The following is a 17,594-nucleotide window of genomic DNA, read 5'->3' on the forward strand; positions in this document are numbered from 1 at the left end:
CCAGAAAAAGGAGTTGGGATAATGAGTGAAGAAGACAAAATTTCTAATCTCAGTCTAATAGATAAGACTATTATTATTAGTGTTGTTATTCTTATTCTCACTATATTCTTTGCATTTATATTCTTTGTATATGTAGGAATCTTTCAAATTACAGGTATAGAATATTCATCAAGAACAGCTCTCCTACTCTTTTTTTTACTTATTCTTTTATTAGATGGTATTACATATTTTATATTCATTTTCTTTAAAGTACTCCTACATCCAATGATGACAAGTATGCCCAATTCGCTCTCAATTGCTCTTCTCTCCATTATTGAAATTACACTAGATTGGTTCGTCATTCATACTGCTGACGACTGGATAGAGAGCATACAAATGTCAAATACAGCTGAACTATGTGTCGCACTATTTCTTTTCACACTAAATAAATTATTAAGCGATAAGAAAGAGTAAGAATACAAGCTTTTCTATATAAAAATTGGTACAATGAAAGCAAATCATACTAAAGAGGTGTTACTTATGAACTTACAGCAATGGGCTGATAAAGGCATGTCCTTTGATACATATGTGAATGAAATGAAAGTAAATCAATACGAGCTATTGCACATTTACAATAACTTTTTAATTCCAAATGAATTACTTCCTGTATTAGAAGAACGTCAAAATGATGGCTGGCGTGTTATCGTATTAACAGCTGATTGGTGTGGTGACGCTCTTTTATGCGTACCTGTTATGAAACGAATTTCTGAAGTTGCAAATATTGAGATGTCATTATTAATTCGCGATGAAAACTTAGAATTAATGGATCAATATTTAACAAACGGGACGGCACGTGCGATTCCAATCTTTATTTTCATTGATAAAGATGGAAATGAACAAGCCGTCTTTGGACCACGTGCTCCAAAAGTACAAGAGTTAGTAACTTCAATGCGCGCTACATTGCCTGAAAAAGAAGATCCAACATTCGAAGAGAAACAAAAAGAAATGTACGCTAATTTCCGTGCTACCTTAGCTGATGATACTTCTCTTTGGGAACATGTAATGGAAAGCATGATTGAAAAAGTAGTAAAATAAAAAGCATGCCGAATTCGGCATGCTTTTTATTTTACAAAATTACAATCCTTTTTTCTGAGAATATACAGCATCTACGCACTCTGCTAAACGTTCCATTTCACCCATGTATATTCCACGTGTCATCCATCCGGTCAACTTGTACATAATCTTATATAAAAAATTCTTCGGTTCAAATTCTACGATTAAAGTAAGCGATGTACCTTCTTCATCCTCTTCTAACATATAAGTTACGGCAGTATAACCTTGCTTCATTTCACATCCAATTGATACGATATAAGGTGCTTCACACTCTAAAATTTCCGCCTCAAACTCATATATTTTCTTACCCATCTTTTGCACAGATACATATTTATCACCTTCACGGGGATTGTTTATATCTACATTTGGAGGATACCTATTTTCTACCATAAAGGTACTCCATTCCATTATTTTCTCATCATTATTTACATAATCAAACACAACATCAATTGGTGCTGGAATTACTATTTCTATTGCAAAGCTCACTAAACTGCTCCTCTCAAATACCCTATAAATTTTATTTATATTAATATAACAAAATCATTATGTCATATTTTACATAGTGAAATACAAGTAAATGAGAGCAAAAATTTTATTTTCTCCTGCTATAAAAGAAATACCCTATAGAATAGACCTTCTTCAAGCGTCTAATCTATAGGGTATTTCCGATAATTTATTCTTACATAAGGAAGAAATAGAATACCGCTGCTAAAATGAAACGATAATAAGCGAACGGTGTTAGTTTTACACGAGCTAATAATTTTAAGAATGAAACGATTGCAAGCATCGCAACAACAAATGCTGTAATAAATCCAGTTGCAAATAATGGTATATCAGCCGTGCTTAAAATATCCCAGCTTTTAATTAAATCTAATCCACTTGCAGCTACCATCATTGGCACTGCTAAAATAAACGTATATTCCGCTGCCGCTGTATGTGAAACACGAGCTAGCAAACCACCACTTATTGTAGATCCAGAACGAGAAAATCCTGGCCAAAGTGCTAAACATTGGAACATCCCGATTGTAAATGCTTGCTTATATGTGATTTCATCTAACGTTCTCGCTGTACTTGGTTTTGAAAACTTCTCAGCAACAATCATTAAAATACCACCAGCTACTAAACTAATAACAACCGGTCCTGGACCGAATAAAACTTCTTTAATTGCACTATGGAATAATACACCAAGAATTCCGGCAGGAATCATCCCGATAATAATATGTAATAAATTTAACGATGGTCCATCTGTTACTTTCCCTATTCCGACTAATGACCATAAACGCTTCCAAAATATAACAACAACTGCTAAAATCGATCCCAATTGGATAACAACTTCGAAAACTTTCGCTCTCTCATCGTCAAATCCAAGTAAATGACCTGTTAAAATCATATGTCCTGTTGATGAAACTGGTAAAAACTCTGTTAAACCTTCAACAGCACCCATAATTATTCCAATTAACCAATCAGCCACAAGTAGTGCCTCCTTAATAACGAATATGTAATTTTTTCACACCTTATCATAATACCTTATCCCTTTTCAAAGTGCATCCTTTTTATTGATTTCATTTGTTGTATACGCGTATTTCTTTTCTATTTTTTGATTAAATTGTATGATAATAAGAGTTTGTTTTTTACGTTGAAAGGGGATTTTATGAAAGAAACTACTTCATTCTCACAAAAGTTAAAGCAATTTGTCTTACTCTTTTTCCCGATTTTTGTAACGCAAATGTCATTATTTGCGATGAGCTTTTTTGATACGACGATGTCAGGACATGCAAGTCCTACTGATTTAGCAGGTGTCGCTATCGGAACGAGTATATGGCTTCCAGTTAGTACGGGATTAACAGGAATTTTAATGGCTACTACTCCTATTGTTGCACAACTGATTGGATCAAAGAAAAAAGAGGATGTTCCCCACGTTGTTATACAAGCAGTTTATTTAGCAATTTGTGCTAGTTTCGTTGTCATCTTTATCGGTTTCTTCGTTGTTTCACCTATTTTAAACGGCATGCACTTAGAAGAACCTGTAGAACGTATTGCTGCACAATTTTTAAGTATTATCGCAATTGGAATTATCCCTTTATTTACTTACACTGTTTTACGTGGATTTATTGATGCATTAGGAAAAACTCGAACAACGATGATTATTACATTGCTATCATTACCAATTAACGTCGTATTAAATTACTTATTAATTTTTGGGAACTTCGGTTTCCCTAAACTCGGCGGTGTCGGTGCGGCAATCGCTTCTACAGCAACATATTGGTGCATTTTAATTATTACAGTCATTATTATTCGGACGAAAGAGCCTTTCGCATCATTTAATATCTTTAAACAGTTATACCGCCCTTCTCTTGCAAGTTGGAAAACATTTTTAAAACTTGGCGTCCCTATCGGATTTGCTATCTTTTTTGAAACGAGTATTTTCGCTGCAGTAACACTTATGATGAGTAATTTTAGTACAACAACTATTGCAGCACATCAAGCAGCTATGAACTTTGCTTCCTTGTTATATATGACTCCGCTCAGTTTAGCAATGGCAATGACGATTGCAGTTGGATTTGAAGTTGGTGCAAAACGATACAATAATGCAAAACACTATGGATTTATCGGGATTGGGTTAGCCCTTGCATTCGCTCTTTTGTATTCGATTTTTCTTTATTTCTTTGATGATGCAATTGCTTCTATTTATACGACAGATGCAAAAGTTCATCATTTAGCAAAAGAATTTCTTATATTCGCGATTTTATTTCAAATTTCAGATGCGATTGCAACTCCAGTACAAGGAGCGTTGCGTGGTTATAAAGACGTAAATGTTGCCTTAATTATGACATTGATCGCTTATTGGGTGATAGGCCTACCTCTTGGTTACATATTAGCAACTTATACTGACTGGGCCGCAAAAGGTTATTGGATCGGTCTTATTATCGGTCTGGCATTTGGTGCAAGCTTCCTACTTATCCGTCTCTTTCAAGTACAAAGAAAATATACAACACAAAACAGCCGCTAATGTTATAGCGGCTGTTTTCTTCATGCATATTTTTTCTTGTAACGTGTAACATAATGAAAAAGAAAGGTGGGTACATATGGACGAAAAACAAAAGAAACAATCATTCGATGAAGAATTCGCACCTGAAATTTCACCTGGATACAGGCAAGATGTACATAAGCCACCTAAATATAAAAACACCTCTTTTTTAATGGGCATTACCATTTTCGCAGCTGTATTACTCGTACTCATTATTTTCGTCTATTTTTAATGAAAGGTGGCTTATTATATGAAGAAACAAGAATCTGATCGTTCAAAAAGAACTGTTAAAACAGAAAAAGGATATGCAGGAGATTCTGTTCATACACTAAAACAAGTGGAGCAAGGAAACTTATACATTGCTCAAAAAGAACTTGGGCAACAAAATGAAAATCTTTAAGACCCCTCTGCTCTTTGAAGTGAGCCCGAATAGTAGTACATAAAAAACACCTCTGTTTAATTCGCATACTAAGTATGTAAATTAAACGGAGGTATTTTCGTTTGAAGGGAAGAGTACATTACCCAAAAGAAGTAAAGTGGCAAGTGATTGATTTGATATTAAAAAGACCGCACCATTTTAGTCCTATCTAAAAGGGTGCGGTCCGATTTATTTTCTAGTTAGTCACTTATTAAAAGTAACGCTGTTACGTTGTCTTACAAATTTTCTTCAAAAAGATTTGGTAAAAATTCACTGAACTGACTCATTTCTTCTACATTGTGTTTATATAAACCACTTAGATTAATAAATGGTGGTAATCCTTTCGGGAAAATGAATGTAGAAGTCATTACTGTACCGTTTTCGGATTTTTCGTATTGATGTATTACTTGTGAAATTACATCGTCATTATCATCTAAACATGAACCCATTAAAACATGGCTGTAATGGGTATTTATAGGACAATCTTTAGGATCTTCCCATCTAATTCTTAGCGGGAACTCTAGTCCATCCCCAGCAGATTCGATTGAAGCTGATATGGCTCCTACATGCCCATGCACTTTAGGATCAACTAGCCACTTAAAATCAACATGTTCTTCTGGGTGCCATAGTTTATATCGTTCAGAGTTATCAATATTATCCCACCACCAGTCAATCATTTCTGGTGTTACGTCATTCAATTCATGTTCAACTACTATTGATACTTGGTTTTTCATTTTTGTACCTCCTATTTTTTAACCAACATAGTGTCGGTTATTTATATTTATTATTATAGTTTGTGTATTTCATACGTTCAATAAACAGAAATAGCCGATCTGTTGTATTCTGAACACCTTATGAAAATATGTCTAAAAAAATTTAGGAGGAAAAAATTCACAAATTCATATACTGATTTACGTATAGCTCATACTGATCTATAAAGTGAAACTTTAATCAGTGAGGATTTTGCTCGTCCTCTACTGATTATTAGCCCACATCAATCGGGCGTTTACCGGCAGTAAGGCTCCCACCGAACTTCTCTGCTCCAGCCAAATTTTGAAGTGGGAGTTTTACTGCCCGACAAATAGCGGGATAAAACTACCGCTTTATATGAACAAACCAAAAGTGTTATATATATAGGGAATATTCTGATATCATAAACTGAAATACCCTAATTTTAACTTAGAAATGAGGAACAATTATGGACTCTTACAAACAGTATATAAAAGAAGCTCTGCCTAATCTTTCTATACACTCATATAAACAAAATGAAGAAGGCTGGGATAACATAGCGGCTATAGTAAATGATGAACTACTATTTCGTTTCCCGCGAAAACAAGAATGTGCAAAGCGAATTCCTTTAGAAAAGGAACTATGCAAACTGCTCTCTCATTCGCTACAAGAAATCGAGGTTCCACAGTATTGCCTATTATATAAAAATGATACTGATGCTGTTCCACTTTGTAGTTACTATACTCTCATTCACGGTGAACCGTTAAAAACAGAAATAGTTACGAAGTTAGAGCAAAAAGAACGGACAATAATTATTACACAATTAGCCACTTTCCTTGCGACTTTACATAGTATTCCTTTAAAACGTGTTGAAACGCTGGGATTCCCTAACGAAAAAACACTTACCTACTGGACAGAGCTACAAACAAAATTAAATCAATATCTTACTAACAGTTTTACTTCATTACAGAAATCAGCCTTAAATAGTTTATTCGAAAATTTCTTTGCCAATATAGCTAAATCTACCTTTCAAAATACAATCATTCATGCTGACTTTACACATCATCACATTTTATTTAAAAACCAAAGCAAAACCATTTCAGGTGTTATCGATTTTGGAGATGCCCAAATTGGCGATCCCGCTTTTGATTTTGCTGGACTATATTATGATTTCGGTCATGAGTTTACTACATCTGTATATGAACAATACAGTACACTTGTTTCTCACCATGATTCATTACTTATTCACCGCATCACTACCTTTTATCAATACAGCCCTTTATTACATAACTTGATTTATAACGCCGAAGCAAACAACAACGTAACATTAAAGAAGAATGAAGAACAGCTTAAAACAATACTACAGGGGCGAGATTAAATTCTCTCCCTATATTCTCTCTCCTCATACATCATTAACTTTTTATCCATTTCAACAATGACTTTATACAATTGAAATGCCTGTAAAATTTGCAGTTGAATTCCAAAAGGAGCATTTTGTTCTTTTAACCATTGAAATACTGCTGTTTCATCTCTCATTGATTATTCCTCCTCTTATTAAAATTCTGCTACAAATATACCGTAAATGATGAAAAGCTTTTCATGTCAATAATAAAAAGGATGCAAAATTGCATCCTTTAATGTACGATATTTTTCTTCTGCGATGTTTCCTCTTTTGCCTCTTCCACTTGGCATTCACTACGAAAGGCACAGCTCATGCACTCAGAACGAAAATTGCGCTCTGTGTAGTGCTCAGGTTGTTGCAGCATTTCTTTCATTCTAAATAAATCATCCATTCCAGTTATAATATCTTCTTGTTTTGGAATGTACTCATACTTAGTTCCTTCTATTAAATTAATAACTTCTATTTTTCCTGGAAGAATGCCGAAAGCTTTATAACTAAACACAGTCATTAGCTTCTGACAAAGAGCAAGCATTTCTTCATTCGCGTCGACAACATACTTTTTAATTACAAATGATTGTTTGCCCCACTCACCAACTTCAAATGTCAATGAAATATGAACACCTAACTCTTCCATATATGTTTGAAACTTCTCATATAAAAATAACGGCGGTGCCTGACTCTCATCTCGTTCAACAAACTGTAATAAGTGATCTGTTAACTTCGCTAAAACAATATAGTACTCTGCTTTGGAAGCAAACATATTAACCCTTACTTTTTTCCAATATTTCTCTATTAATATTAAAAGTAAAATTTTCGTTTGTTGGCCCGCTGGTAGTGTGTAATACTCGTTAATAATTTGATTCACAATCATTTGTGCTATTTGTTGCCATTCAAATGAAGATGGTTCTCTTCTTTTTATATGACGGAAATAAAATTTATGTGGACAACGCATAAAATCATATAAATGATAATCTGTCATCGTTTTAATTGAGATTCTCTCATGCAATTGCTCTTCATCTCCCTTCTGCCATTAAGAAAGGTGTTTTACAAATTCAGCTCCAAACTGTAAACATTTCTCTACATCTTCATCTTCTGGCGTTAATTCTACTTTTAGTCCTTCTAACACAACTGCTGCCCCGCGCTCCTGCAGCTTTTCTATTAAAATATCAACCGCTACACCGTATTTCGGATAAGCCGAGTCACAAGAACCGAATGCTGCTGCTTTTTTACCAGTTAAGTTAATCGCATCCATTGCATCATAAAAATCTAAGAAATCATCAGGAAGGTCACCGTCTCCCCAAGTATAAGCTCCTAAAATAATACCGTCATATTGTTCTAATATAGAAGCTTCTGGTGTATCCATAATATCAATGACTTCAATCTCATTTTCTGTTTCACGAATCGCACCCGCAATATGATCGGCCATTTCCTCTGTATTTCCACTCATACTTGCATAAATCATTATTAACTTACTCAACTGAATCTCTCCCTTTACTATGTATCGCTTTTTCTGTTTGACTTGCATTCTTCTCGTCTACATATTCAGAACGAATTACATTTCGTTGCCACTCAATATGCTTATCGACATCTTTATTTTTATTTTCTAATCCCCTTCGTAAAAGGTGAAATGTTTTTCTCATTAAAGTTCCTCATCTATCTAACTGATAATAATTATCAATTCCATCTACACACTTAGATTAATTGAAATTGATAATCAAAGTCAATAACTATTTTTTAAAAAATAGTTAAAATGTACAAGCTTGTCCGTTAGCTATTCATATACTATAAATGAGCATAGTTCTTTCTCAGCCCTCTCTGACGGAAAGAAATAGAAGCAACTGCGATAGAGCGCAGTTGCCTTTTTTTATTCTTTATACGTTTCTAGTAACCTTATAGTTGTCTCTAAAAATAGTTCAACTCCATAAATTAGGGCTGATTCATCCACATCAAATTTCGGATGGTGATGAGGATAACAAGTATTGATACTTTTATTTCCCGTCCCTATTTTAATGAAACAACCAGGTGCTTTTCTTAAATATGCTGAAAAATCTTCTCCTCCCATAGAAGGTTCAAGATGCACAATACGCTGATTTCCGAACAATTTCATCGCACTTTCTTCTACTATTTTCGTAATGTACTCATTATTAATAACTGGATCATATCCGTAACGATACGTATATGTATAATCCCCTCCATGAGCTTCTGTAATTCCTTTCACAATTTGCTCAACTTTCTCTTTTGCTTCCTCTCTTAATGTTTGATTAAAAGATCGAACAGTTCCCATTAAAGTTGCTCCATTTGGAATAATATTATCCGCCATTCCCCCATGAAATTGTGTAACTGAAACTACCCTTTGCATAAAAGCACTTGTATTTCTTGATACGATATGTTGTAAGTTTGTAACAATTTGTGCTCCAATAGCAATAGGATCTACCGTTTCTTCCGGCCGCGCCGCATGCCCTCCTTTTCCGTTAATTTCAACTGTAAACACGTCTGGTGCTGCCATCATCGGCCCATACACAATTCCAATCTTTCCGCTTTCCAATCCAGACATAACATGTAAACCTATTACATAATCAACACCATCCATAACACCTGCCTCAACCATTTCTTGTCCACCGCCAGGATATACTTCTTCTGCATGCTGAAAAAACAGACGAACTTCGCCTACAAACTCTTCCTTTATATTTGCTATCGTCTCTGCAACACTTAACAAAATAGCAGCATGTGCATCATGCCCACATGCGTGCATGATACCTTTATTGACCGATGCATAGGACTTTAGTGTCTCTTCTTGAATTGGTAATGCGTCTATATCCGCTCGAATAGCAACTACTTTTCCTTTTTGCACACTCCTTTTAATTGCTAGTACACTATACTTAGTCGGTCTTGTTACTTCAAAATAAGAAAATGAACATAATGTATCATATATAAATTGCGAAGTTTCTTTTTCATGAAATGATAATTCTGGATATTTATGAAAATGCCGTCTCCATTTAATAATGTTTTCTTCTGAAATCAGATCCTTCCACACGCTCTTCATCAGAAATTCCTCCTTTTAAGAAACTTTAGCAATTCATAAATTAACTATGAAAAATTCAAAGATACAAACAAATATTGCATTTCTATACATTCTCCCAGGCCACTTTTATACATTCACACAATCTACTTTCTATTTACATGTCAAACCCATTACAAATTCATGCTGAATGTAATATAATTGCTAAGTTAGGGATTTTCTTTTTTAGTATTTAGTGCTAATATCAAAAAAGAGCCTTTTGTCTTATTTTTACCTAAAATGTGGAATTTTGTTTTTTTCACAATAATGTAGGACATGATACCTACAAAGAGCTATTATTTCATTAAGAGAGGGAAAGACATGGAAAGATTAAAAGAGATATGGTCTCGACCACTCACACAATGGGTTGCAAAGACGGTTTATTACCTTGCAATTTTATTTGCATTACTTTGGTTGTATGGATTCCATGATACAAACACAAGTACATTTATTTACAATGAATTCTAGGGTGGGAACGTTATGAAGTTATTAGAACAAATTGAAAAGTGGGCTGCAGAAACGCCTGATCAAACCGCTTTTGTTTGGCGAGATGCGAAAATTACGTACAAACAATTAAAGGAAGATTCTGATGCGTTAGCACATTGGATTTCTTCTGAGTATCCAGATGATCGTTCACCAATTATGGTGTATGGCCATATGCAACCTGAAATGATTATTAACTTTTTAGGATGTGTAAAAGCTGGACATGCTTACATTCCTGTAGATTTATCTATCCCAGCTGATCGTGTACAACGTATCGCTGAAAATTCTGGTGCGAAATTACTTTTATCAGAAACAGAAGTAACTGTAACTGATTTACCAGTTCGCATTGTAAGTGAAGACAACTTAAAAGATATTTTCTTTACTCATAAAGGGAACATTCCAAATCCTGAACATGCGGTAAAAGGTGATGAGAACTTCTACATTATTTACACATCAGGAAGTACAGGTAATCCGAAAGGGGTTCAGATTACTTATAACTGCCTTGTTAGCTTTACAAAATGGGCTGTAGAAGATTTCAACTTACAAACAGGGCAAGTATTCTTAAACCAAGCACCTTTCTCATTTGATTTATCTGTAATGGATATTTACCCATCATTAGTAACAGGTGGTACACTTTGGGCAATCGATAAAGATATGATTGCACGTCCAAAAGACTTGTTTGCTTCTTTAGAGCAATCGGATATTCAAGTATGGACTTCGACACCATCTTTCGCTGAAATGTGTTTAATGGAAGCATCTTTCTCTGAGAGTATGCTACCAAACATGAAAACATTCTTATTCTGCGGTGAAGTGTTACCAAATGAAGTAGCTAGAAAATTAATTGAGCGTTTCCCGAAAGCAACAATTATGAATACGTACGGTCCAACAGAAGCTACTGTCGCTGTAACGGGTATTCACGTTACAGAAGAAGTGCTTGATCAATACAAATCACTTCCAGTTGGCTACTGTAAATCAGACTGTCGCCTTCTTATTATGAAAGAAGATGGCACAATCGCACCTGATGGTGAAAAAGGTGAGATCGTAATTGTCGGTCCAAGCGTAAGCGTTGGATATTTAGGAAGCCCTGAATTAACAGAAAAAGCATTTACTATAATTGACGGTGAGCGCGCCTATAAAACAGGCGATGCTGGCTATGTTGAAAATGGTCTTCTATTCTATAATGGTCGTCTTGATTTCCAAATTAAGCTTCATGGTTATCGAATGGAATTAGAAGAAATTGAGCATCATCTTCGTGCGTGTTCTTACGTAGAAGGAGCAGTTATTGTTCCAATTAAAAAAGGTGAAAAATACGATTATTTATTAGCGGTTGTTGTTCCTGGAGAGCATTCGTTTGAAAAAGAATTCAAATTAACATCTGCAATCAAAAAAGAACTCAATGAGCGTTTACCAAACTACATGATTCCACGTAAATTCATGTATCAATCTTCTATTCCAATGACACCAAATGGAAAGGTAGATCGCAAAAAATTATTGAGTGAGGTTACAGCATGACCGCATATGGATCATTTTATTTTTTCGCTATAGTGGGCATTTTATTAATACCTACTATCATAGCTGGATTAAAAGGTAAAATGTTGCGTAAATATAATGCCGTTTTAACATTAGTAATGATTGCTATTATCTTCTCTGATAAACCGAAGCAAGCAATGATGTTAGCTGCATTTATTATTTGGCAATACGCCCTTATTAAAGGCTATTTACTTTTAAGAAAACAAAATAATAGTACATTCACGTTTTGTATAGCTGTTATTTTATCAATTTTGCCACTTATTTTGGCAAAAATCGCACCGTTTGCATCCGTTTTACCTGAATTAAAACTTGTTGTTTTTCTAGGTATATCTTACGTAACATTTAGAGCAGTTCAAATGGTATTTGAAGTTCGTGATGGTTTAATTAAAGAACTTTCTTTCTTTAACTTCTGGGAATTCGTTTTATTCTTCCCTGCGATTTCAACAGGACCTATCGATCGTTACCGAAGATTCCAAAAAGATATTCAAAAGCCACCTAGCGCTGAAGAATATCAAAACTTACTATATACAGGACTAAATCGTATTTTCCAAGGTTTCTTGTATAAATTTATTATTGCTTACTTAATAAAGCAATATTTTATGGATCCAGCATTCGCTCAACACGATACAATCTTTTCAAATATGATTTATATGTATAGCTATAGCTTATATCTATTCTTCGATTTTGCTGGTTATAGCTCATTTGTAATTGGTGTAAGTTATATGATGGGAATTAAAACGCCAGAAAACTTTAATAAGCCATTCCTTAGTCGTAATATTAAAGACTTCTGGAACCGCTGGCACATGAGTTTATCATTCTGGTTCCGTGATTTTATTTACATGCGCTTCGTCTTTTTTGCAACGAAGAAAAAGTTAATTAAAAACCGCTACACAATTTCGTATATCGGTGCATTTTTAAACTTTTTCATCATGGGAATTTGGCACATCCAAGGAAGCGCTGTTGCTCAGTATATTATTTACGGTCTATATCATGCCGCACTGTTTATTTTATTCGATATTTTCGAACGAAAAAACAAAAAGCATAAGTTTTGGCCAAATAATAAATTTACACGCGTCCTTGCGATTGTAATTACGTTCCACGTTGTATGTTTCGGTTTCCTAATTTTCTCTGGACACCTTAACAGATACTTTTAATGCACTCTTCTTATTCCATTAAGAAGTTGCACATATAATATATTCGGATATAAAGGAGATTTTAAAAATGGCAGAATTCAAAGAGCAAGTATTAGATATTTTAGAAGAAGTATGTGAAAACGATATTGTGAAAGAAAACTTAGATGTTCAATTATTTGAAGAAGGTATTCTTGATTCTTTCGCTGTAGTATCTTTATTAGTTGAATTCCAAGAGCGTTTAGATATTGAAGTGTCTATTTCTGATTTTGACCGTGATGAGTGGGCTACACCAAATATGGTTATTAAGAAGTTGGAAGAAATCCGATGAACAAAGCAAAATTTGGTCCGATGCTTTTAGCATTGGCCCTTTTTGCTGTATTCTTACTTATTCCAACGCGCTTCCTACTTCCACTTTTAAGTGATGAAAAAGTAGAACAAGCTGCGACTTCTTTAAAAGAAGAAAAGATTCAAAGTATGATTTTACAGCAAAAGATGTTAGCAGACCCGAAATATCTTCCGATGTACGGTTCATCGGAATTCGCACGTATGGATGCTTTCCATCCATCGAATTATTTCAAAGTAAAGCCTGAAGGGTTCACACCATTCCTGCTTGGACGCGGCGGAACACAAGACCTTGTACATGTATTAAACTTAGCATCGACAATGGATCAATTGAAAGATAAAAAAATGATATTCGTTCTTTCTCCGCAATGGTTTGTACCACAAGGTATTGATGAAACGCACTTTGCACCTAACTTTTCAAAACAACAAGGTTACCACTTCATTTTCAACGATGATTTAAAACCTGAAATGAAAAAACAAATTGCGAAGCGTTTATTAAACTTTGAGATTGTTAAAAAAGAAACTTTACTAAAAATTTCGCTTGAAGGTATCGCCTACGATGATACAAAGTATAAAGTAAAAGCACTTGCTGCTAAACCTTTCGCTTATATTTATCGTAACATTTTAGATCGTAAAGATTTATTTACAGCAATGTTTGATATTAAGCCGCATAAAGAAACGCTTGATCCATCATTGAAACAAATGAACTGGGAAGAAGCTCGTAAGCATGCTGATCAAACAGGTGCAGTAGAATCAGGCTCTAACGAATACGGTATCGAAGATGATTACTTCAATAGCAAAATTAAGAAGAAATTAAAGCAACGTGAAGGTTACTTAAAAAATGATGCTTATGACCAATCACCAGAGTATGAAGATTTACAAATTGTACTTGATTTATTAAAACAATCTGGTGCAAAACCACTCTTCATTTCTGTTCCTGTAAAAGGTCCTTGGTATGATTACGCTGGCTTCCCGAAAGAAAAACGCGAGTTATACTACAATAAAGTTCATGAGCAAATTAAGAAAGCTGGCTATCCAATTGCTGACTTCTCAAATCATGAATATGATAAGTACTTCTTAAAAGATCATATGCACTTAGGTTGGAAAGGCTGGGTTTACATCGACGAAGCTATCCAACAATTTTATAAAGCAAACTAACGAAAAGACCGCTTGAATTATTCAAGTGGTCTTTTTCTATATACATTTTGTAATTGTTCGATTACATTCTCCGCTTCATTCATGACACGTTTCACTACGTGCTGAGCTGATTCCGTTCGTGCTAATGATGATGCTTGTCCCGCCCAAAGCGACATATACTCTTCCTTATTTTGCTTCGCTGCTTCTTGGCGTATTTTAGAAGTTAATACGTTTTGCACTGGATACATCGGTAAATTCTCTTCTCTTCCTTCATGCTTCTCAATAAATTCATTACGAATACCCCGTGCATATTTCCCGGAAAACGCACGGGTTACAGTTGTGCTCGTATCTGTACTATGCAAAATCGCTTCTTTATACACATCATGCGTAATACTTTCTTCACTCGTTAAAAAGGCTGATCCCATTTGAACAGCTTCTGCCCCTAATGCAAATGCCGCAACAAGCCCTTGCCCATTCATTACACCACCTGCTGCGACAATCGGGATATGAGGTACTTCTGCCACTAATTGCGGAATTAACGCAAACGTACCAATCATAGCATCACGTTCTTTCCCAATAAACGTTCCTCTATGCCCTCCTGCCTCGCTACCTTGTCCGACGATAATATCTACGCCTAACTCGGCGAGTACTTTCGCTTCTGCTACATGGGTAGCTGTGCCGATAACTTTTATTCCTCTTCTTTTTAATTCCTCTATTTCTTCTTTTTCTAACGTTTGAAATGCAAAGCTAACGACCGGTACTTTTTCCTCTAATAATACTTGTAATTGCGCTGTATAACTTTTCGGCAGCTTTAACGTCTGCTCTCCCTCTATACCTAGTTCTCTATTCACCGATTCAAGTAATACGTTCGCCTCTTTTACCTTTTCTTCTTCTATCTTTACCTCTTTTGTTAAAAGTAAATTAACACCATATGGTTTATCTGTTAACTCCCTTATCTTATAAATAGCTTCACGAATTTGTTCAGGACTCATATAGCCAGCTCCAAGCGTACCTAATCCTCCTCCATTACTTACAGCTGCAACGAGCTCTGGCGTTGTAATAGCACCTGCCATCCCAGCTTGAATGATAGGATTCTTCACTTGTAATATTTCTGTAACTCGGCTTGTAAACATCATTTTCCCTCCTACTCTCCTTATACTTTCTTTATGTGGCATGTTTTCCCCTGCTTTTGCAAGGATTGAACCATCACCGCTCGAATATATTGAAAGAGAAGGAGGGAATACAATGATTTATCCAAATGCATTAAAACACGGTGACACTGTAATGGTTATCGCCCCATCAGGCCCACCAACGCTCGAAAATGTTTTAAAAGGTGTGAAAGTACTACAAGAGATGGGATTATCCGTATTAATTGGAAAGAGTGTTTATGAGAAGTATGGCTATTTAGCTGGAAGTGATCAAGTTCGTCTTGATGATATACATGAAGCATTTGCAAATACTAAGATCAAAGCGATTTTCTGTGCACGGGGTGGTTACGGAAGCGCTCGCCTTCTCCCTTACATTCAATATGAAATCATTCAACAAAATCCAAAGATTTTTTGGGGATATAGCGATATTACGGCTTTGCATACTGCCTTTTCACGTTATGCGGAGCTGGTTACTTTTCATGGTCCAATGATTGAAGAATTAGGAAAAGGTATAGATTCTCTCTCTTTATCTTCCTTCAATCAACTCTTCCATCCGTATTCATCTATCTTATCTGCATCAAAATGTATCGTACCTACCTCTCCATGTACAGTTACAGGCACATTAGTTGGAGGGAATTTAACTGTGTTAACAAGTATAATTGGCTCGCCCTATGAGATAAATACGGCAAATAAACTTTTATTGCTTGAAGATATTGGTGAAGAACCTTATCGCATTGACCGGATGTTAAATCAACTACTTTTATCTGGACAGTTTAATGAATGCAGTGGCGTTATTTTCACAAGTTGTCACGACTGCACCCCTTCTAAACCATCCCAATCATTGCAAACAATATTATATGAATATTTCACACCATATAATATACCTGTGCTATTCGGTTTACCAATCGGACATATAAGCCCAAATATTGGTATTCCCCTCGGAGCTACAGCAACAATAAATACAAATAACAAAACTGTTTCTATTTCTTCTGGTATAACCACTCCATGTTCAAATTAAAAAGGAAAAGCTACTAAGCTTTTCCTTTTACTTATAATAATTAAAGATTCGTCCTGATGCTATATCTGCAATTTCTTCTGGAATAAATGTTTTACTCATATCTGTTCCAACATTTAATACAGCTGTCGCATCTTTCTCGATGCTACCAAATAATTCTTTTCCACGTATCGTAATAAGGGGTGTCCCTTCTGGCAACACATCTTTTACAAATTCCACTTGTGTAAAGAATGGAACGATCCATCTATCTTCTCCTTGGAAATGACGTAAACGAAGTGTGCCTTCTGTTGCCCCGTCCTCTGCTTCTAATGAACCAGCAACATAAAAATCAGTTGTTAAGAGCAATTCATAAAATTCCTTTTGTTTTTGTTTATTATCCCCTGCTAAAACTAGTACTTCTTCTATTTTCTTTACTGGAATTTTCTTCATATGATGCCACCCCTATTTTTAAAATGATTATACTTAGATTATACGAAATATTCTTATTTTTTTCTACATAATTCCGTAATTATTTTTTTAAAATAATTTTAAGGCTTCTTCAGTCGTAACAATCTTAGCAAATTCATCATGTAAGTTTACAAGCGTCATATTGTGAATGTCCTCTGCACTATACTCTATTTCGTCTGGACCTATACGATTAAAAGTAGCCGTCGCATCGCTCACTAAATACGTTGTAAATCCTAAATTACCTGCCATCCGTGTTGTAGTCTCCACACAATGGTTTGTTGTTAATCCTACAATCACTACCGTATTACATTTTTGCTCTCTTAATTGTTCTTCTAAATTTGTCCCAATGAACGCGCTATTAACGGATTTCTGGATAATTATTTCATTTAGCATTGGTTGCACTTCTTCTTTAAAGTCCACCGTTTCCGCATATTGATAAAACATCGACTGAACATCTTCTTTATTTACATGTTGAATATGAAAAACTGGTAGTTTCCTTTTTCTCCACTCTTCTAACAAACTTTTCATATTTTCTTCCGCAAAAAGGTTATTCCTCATGCCCCAGTACGGCAAGTTGAATGCTTCTTGTACATCAATGATTATAAGTGCTACTTGATTAAGCATACTATCCT

At 35.0% G+C, this 17,594-nt stretch carries 23 protein-coding genes; 12 read left to right on the forward strand and 11 right to left on the reverse strand.

All coding sequences use genetic code 11. From position 1 onward, the window contains the following. Positions 1–21 precede the first annotated feature (21 nt). Positions 22–453 (forward strand): regulatory YrvL family protein, encoded by a 432-nt coding sequence (locus ACP6L7_RS05290; RefSeq protein WP_097831807.1) that lies wholly within the window; start codon positions 22–24, stop codon positions 451–453. Positions 454–486: 33 nt separating this feature from the next. Next, positions 487–1,074, forward strand: a complete 588-nt coding sequence (locus ACP6L7_RS05295; protein WP_141533333.1) for a thioredoxin family protein — start codon at positions 487–489, stop codon at positions 1,072–1,074. Positions 1,075–1,113: 39 nt separating this feature from the next. Here the strand turns inward: ACP6L7_RS05295 and ACP6L7_RS05300 are convergent, their stop codons facing one another. Then, complete coding sequence (locus tag ACP6L7_RS05300; RefSeq protein ID WP_097831809.1) at positions 1,114–1,578, reverse strand: SRPBCC family protein; 465 nt, start codon at positions 1,576–1,578, stop codon at positions 1,114–1,116. Between the two features lie 193 nt (positions 1,579–1,771). Continuing rightward, positions 1,772–2,563, reverse strand: coding sequence for a bacitracin resistance undecaprenyl-diphosphatase (gene uppP, locus ACP6L7_RS05305; RefSeq protein ID WP_071744808.1), 792 nt, complete (start codon positions 2,561–2,563; stop codon positions 1,772–1,774). Positions 2,564–2,743: 180 nt separating this feature from the next. On the opposite strand from uppP, the gene ACP6L7_RS05310 reads away from it, so the two are divergent. The 3 genes from ACP6L7_RS05310 (at position 2,744) to ACP6L7_RS05320 (ending at position 4,520) form a co-directional block, all read left to right on the forward strand. Continuing rightward, positions 2,744–4,102, forward strand: coding sequence for an MATE family efflux transporter (locus ACP6L7_RS05310; RefSeq protein ID WP_097831810.1), 1,359 nt, complete (start codon positions 2,744–2,746; stop codon positions 4,100–4,102). 76 nt (positions 4,103–4,178) lie between these two features. Beyond that, positions 4,179–4,352, forward strand: coding sequence for a hypothetical protein (locus ACP6L7_RS05315; RefSeq protein WP_000343684.1), 174 nt, complete (start codon positions 4,179–4,181; stop codon positions 4,350–4,352). Positions 4,353–4,370: 18 nt separating this feature from the next. Then, positions 4,371–4,520 (forward strand): hypothetical protein, encoded by a 150-nt coding sequence (locus tag ACP6L7_RS05320; RefSeq protein ID WP_097831811.1) that lies wholly within the window; start codon positions 4,371–4,373, stop codon positions 4,518–4,520. 254 nt (positions 4,521–4,774) lie between these two features. On the opposite strand, the gene ACP6L7_RS05325 is transcribed toward ACP6L7_RS05320, so the two are convergent. Next, positions 4,775–5,272, reverse strand: a complete 498-nt coding sequence (locus ACP6L7_RS05325) for a DAPG hydrolase family protein (protein ID WP_097831812.1) — start codon at positions 5,270–5,272, stop codon at positions 4,775–4,777. A 464-nt stretch (positions 5,273–5,736) separates the two neighbouring features. Between ACP6L7_RS05325 and ACP6L7_RS05330 the strand changes: the two genes are divergently transcribed. Next, positions 5,737–6,645 carry an aminoglycoside phosphotransferase family protein gene (locus tag ACP6L7_RS05330; RefSeq protein WP_430528905.1) on the forward strand — a complete coding sequence of 303 codons (909 nt, stop codon included), beginning with the start codon at positions 5,737–5,739 and terminating at the stop codon, positions 6,643–6,645. On the opposite strand, the gene ACP6L7_RS05335 is transcribed toward ACP6L7_RS05330, so the two are convergent. The 5 genes from ACP6L7_RS05335 to ACP6L7_RS05355 all read right to left on the reverse strand — a co-directional run bounded on the left by ACP6L7_RS05335 (position 6,642) and on the right by ACP6L7_RS05355 (position 9,712). Beyond that, positions 6,642–6,803 carry a hypothetical protein gene (locus ACP6L7_RS05335; RefSeq protein ID WP_097831814.1) on the reverse strand — a complete coding sequence of 54 codons (162 nt, stop codon included), beginning with the start codon at positions 6,801–6,803 and terminating at the stop codon, positions 6,642–6,644. The genes ACP6L7_RS05330 and ACP6L7_RS05335 overlap by 4 nt on opposite strands. 98 nt (positions 6,804–6,901) lie before the next feature. Beyond that, on the reverse strand, positions 6,902–7,675 hold the full coding sequence (locus ACP6L7_RS05340) for a hypothetical protein (RefSeq protein WP_097831815.1): 774 nt from the start codon (positions 7,673–7,675) through the stop codon (positions 6,902–6,904). A 24-nt stretch (positions 7,676–7,699) separates the two neighbouring features. Continuing rightward, positions 7,700–8,146 carry a flavodoxin gene (locus tag ACP6L7_RS05345; RefSeq protein ID WP_097831816.1) on the reverse strand — a complete coding sequence of 149 codons (447 nt, stop codon included), beginning with the start codon at positions 8,144–8,146 and terminating at the stop codon, positions 7,700–7,702. Then, positions 8,139–8,309, reverse strand: a complete 171-nt coding sequence (locus tag ACP6L7_RS05350) for a hypothetical protein (protein ID WP_097831817.1) — start codon at positions 8,307–8,309, stop codon at positions 8,139–8,141. Before ACP6L7_RS05350 ends, ACP6L7_RS05345 begins: the two co-directional genes overlap by 8 nt. Positions 8,310–8,533: 224 nt before the next feature. Continuing rightward, entirely contained in the window at positions 8,534–9,712 is a 1,179-nt protein-coding gene (locus ACP6L7_RS05355; RefSeq protein ID WP_097831818.1) for an amidohydrolase, read from the reverse strand. Between the two features lie 336 nt (positions 9,713–10,048). On the opposite strand from ACP6L7_RS05355, the gene ACP6L7_RS05360 reads away from it, so the two are divergent. The 5 genes from ACP6L7_RS05360 (at position 10,049) to dltD (ending at position 14,373) form a co-directional block, all read left to right on the forward strand. After that, positions 10,049–10,195: a teichoic acid D-Ala incorporation-associated protein DltX gene (locus ACP6L7_RS05360; protein ID WP_000440293.1), complete on the forward strand. Its 147-nt coding sequence runs from the start codon at positions 10,049–10,051 to the stop codon at positions 10,193–10,195. Positions 10,196–10,207: 12 nt separating this feature from the next. Next, the gene (gene dltA / locus ACP6L7_RS05365) at positions 10,208–11,722 is read left to right on the forward strand and encodes a D-alanine--poly(phosphoribitol) ligase subunit DltA (RefSeq protein ID WP_097831819.1); all 1,515 of its coding nucleotides are present in this window, start codon (positions 10,208–10,210) and stop codon (positions 11,720–11,722) included. Beyond that, positions 11,719–12,894, forward strand: a complete 1,176-nt coding sequence (gene dltB / locus ACP6L7_RS05370; RefSeq protein ID WP_097831820.1) for a D-alanyl-lipoteichoic acid biosynthesis protein DltB — start codon at positions 11,719–11,721, stop codon at positions 12,892–12,894. Before dltA ends, dltB begins: the two co-directional genes overlap by 4 nt. 67 nt (positions 12,895–12,961) lie before the next feature. Further along, a complete protein-coding gene (gene dltC / locus ACP6L7_RS05375) occupies positions 12,962–13,201 on the forward strand; it encodes a D-alanine--poly(phosphoribitol) ligase subunit DltC (RefSeq protein ID WP_000807310.1) in 240 nt (79 codons plus the stop codon). After that, complete coding sequence (dltD, locus tag ACP6L7_RS05380) at positions 13,198–14,373, forward strand: D-alanyl-lipoteichoic acid biosynthesis protein DltD (RefSeq protein WP_097831821.1); 1,176 nt, start codon at positions 13,198–13,200, stop codon at positions 14,371–14,373. The genes dltC and dltD overlap by 4 nt, the downstream gene beginning before the upstream one ends. Before the next feature lie 17 nt (positions 14,374–14,390). Here dltD and ACP6L7_RS05385 read toward each other — a convergent pair whose 3' ends face one another. Next, positions 14,391–15,527 (reverse strand): NAD(P)H-dependent flavin oxidoreductase, encoded by a 1,137-nt coding sequence (locus tag ACP6L7_RS05385; protein ID WP_141533332.1) that lies wholly within the window; start codon positions 15,525–15,527, stop codon positions 14,391–14,393. A gap of 70 nt (positions 15,528–15,597) precedes the next feature. Here ACP6L7_RS05385 and ACP6L7_RS05390 point away from each other — a divergent pair, with 70 nt between their 5' ends. Beyond that, positions 15,598–16,518: a S66 peptidase family protein gene (locus ACP6L7_RS05390; RefSeq protein ID WP_097831823.1), complete on the forward strand. Its 921-nt coding sequence runs from the start codon at positions 15,598–15,600 to the stop codon at positions 16,516–16,518. A gap of 27 nt (positions 16,519–16,545) precedes the next feature. On the opposite strand, the gene ACP6L7_RS05395 is transcribed toward ACP6L7_RS05390, so the two are convergent. Continuing rightward, complete coding sequence (locus ACP6L7_RS05395) at positions 16,546–16,944, reverse strand: SseB family protein (RefSeq protein WP_097831824.1); 399 nt, start codon at positions 16,942–16,944, stop codon at positions 16,546–16,548. Between the two features lie 87 nt (positions 16,945–17,031). Then, the gene (locus tag ACP6L7_RS05400; RefSeq protein WP_097831825.1) at positions 17,032–17,586 is read right to left on the reverse strand and encodes a cysteine hydrolase family protein; all 555 of its coding nucleotides are present in this window, start codon (positions 17,584–17,586) and stop codon (positions 17,032–17,034) included. Positions 17,587–17,594: the final 8 nt, after the last annotated feature.

Source organism: Bacillus silvicola (assembly GCF_050524305.1).
GTDB lineage: Bacteria > Bacillota > Bacilli > Bacillales > Bacillaceae_G > Bacillus_A > Bacillus_A cereus_AT.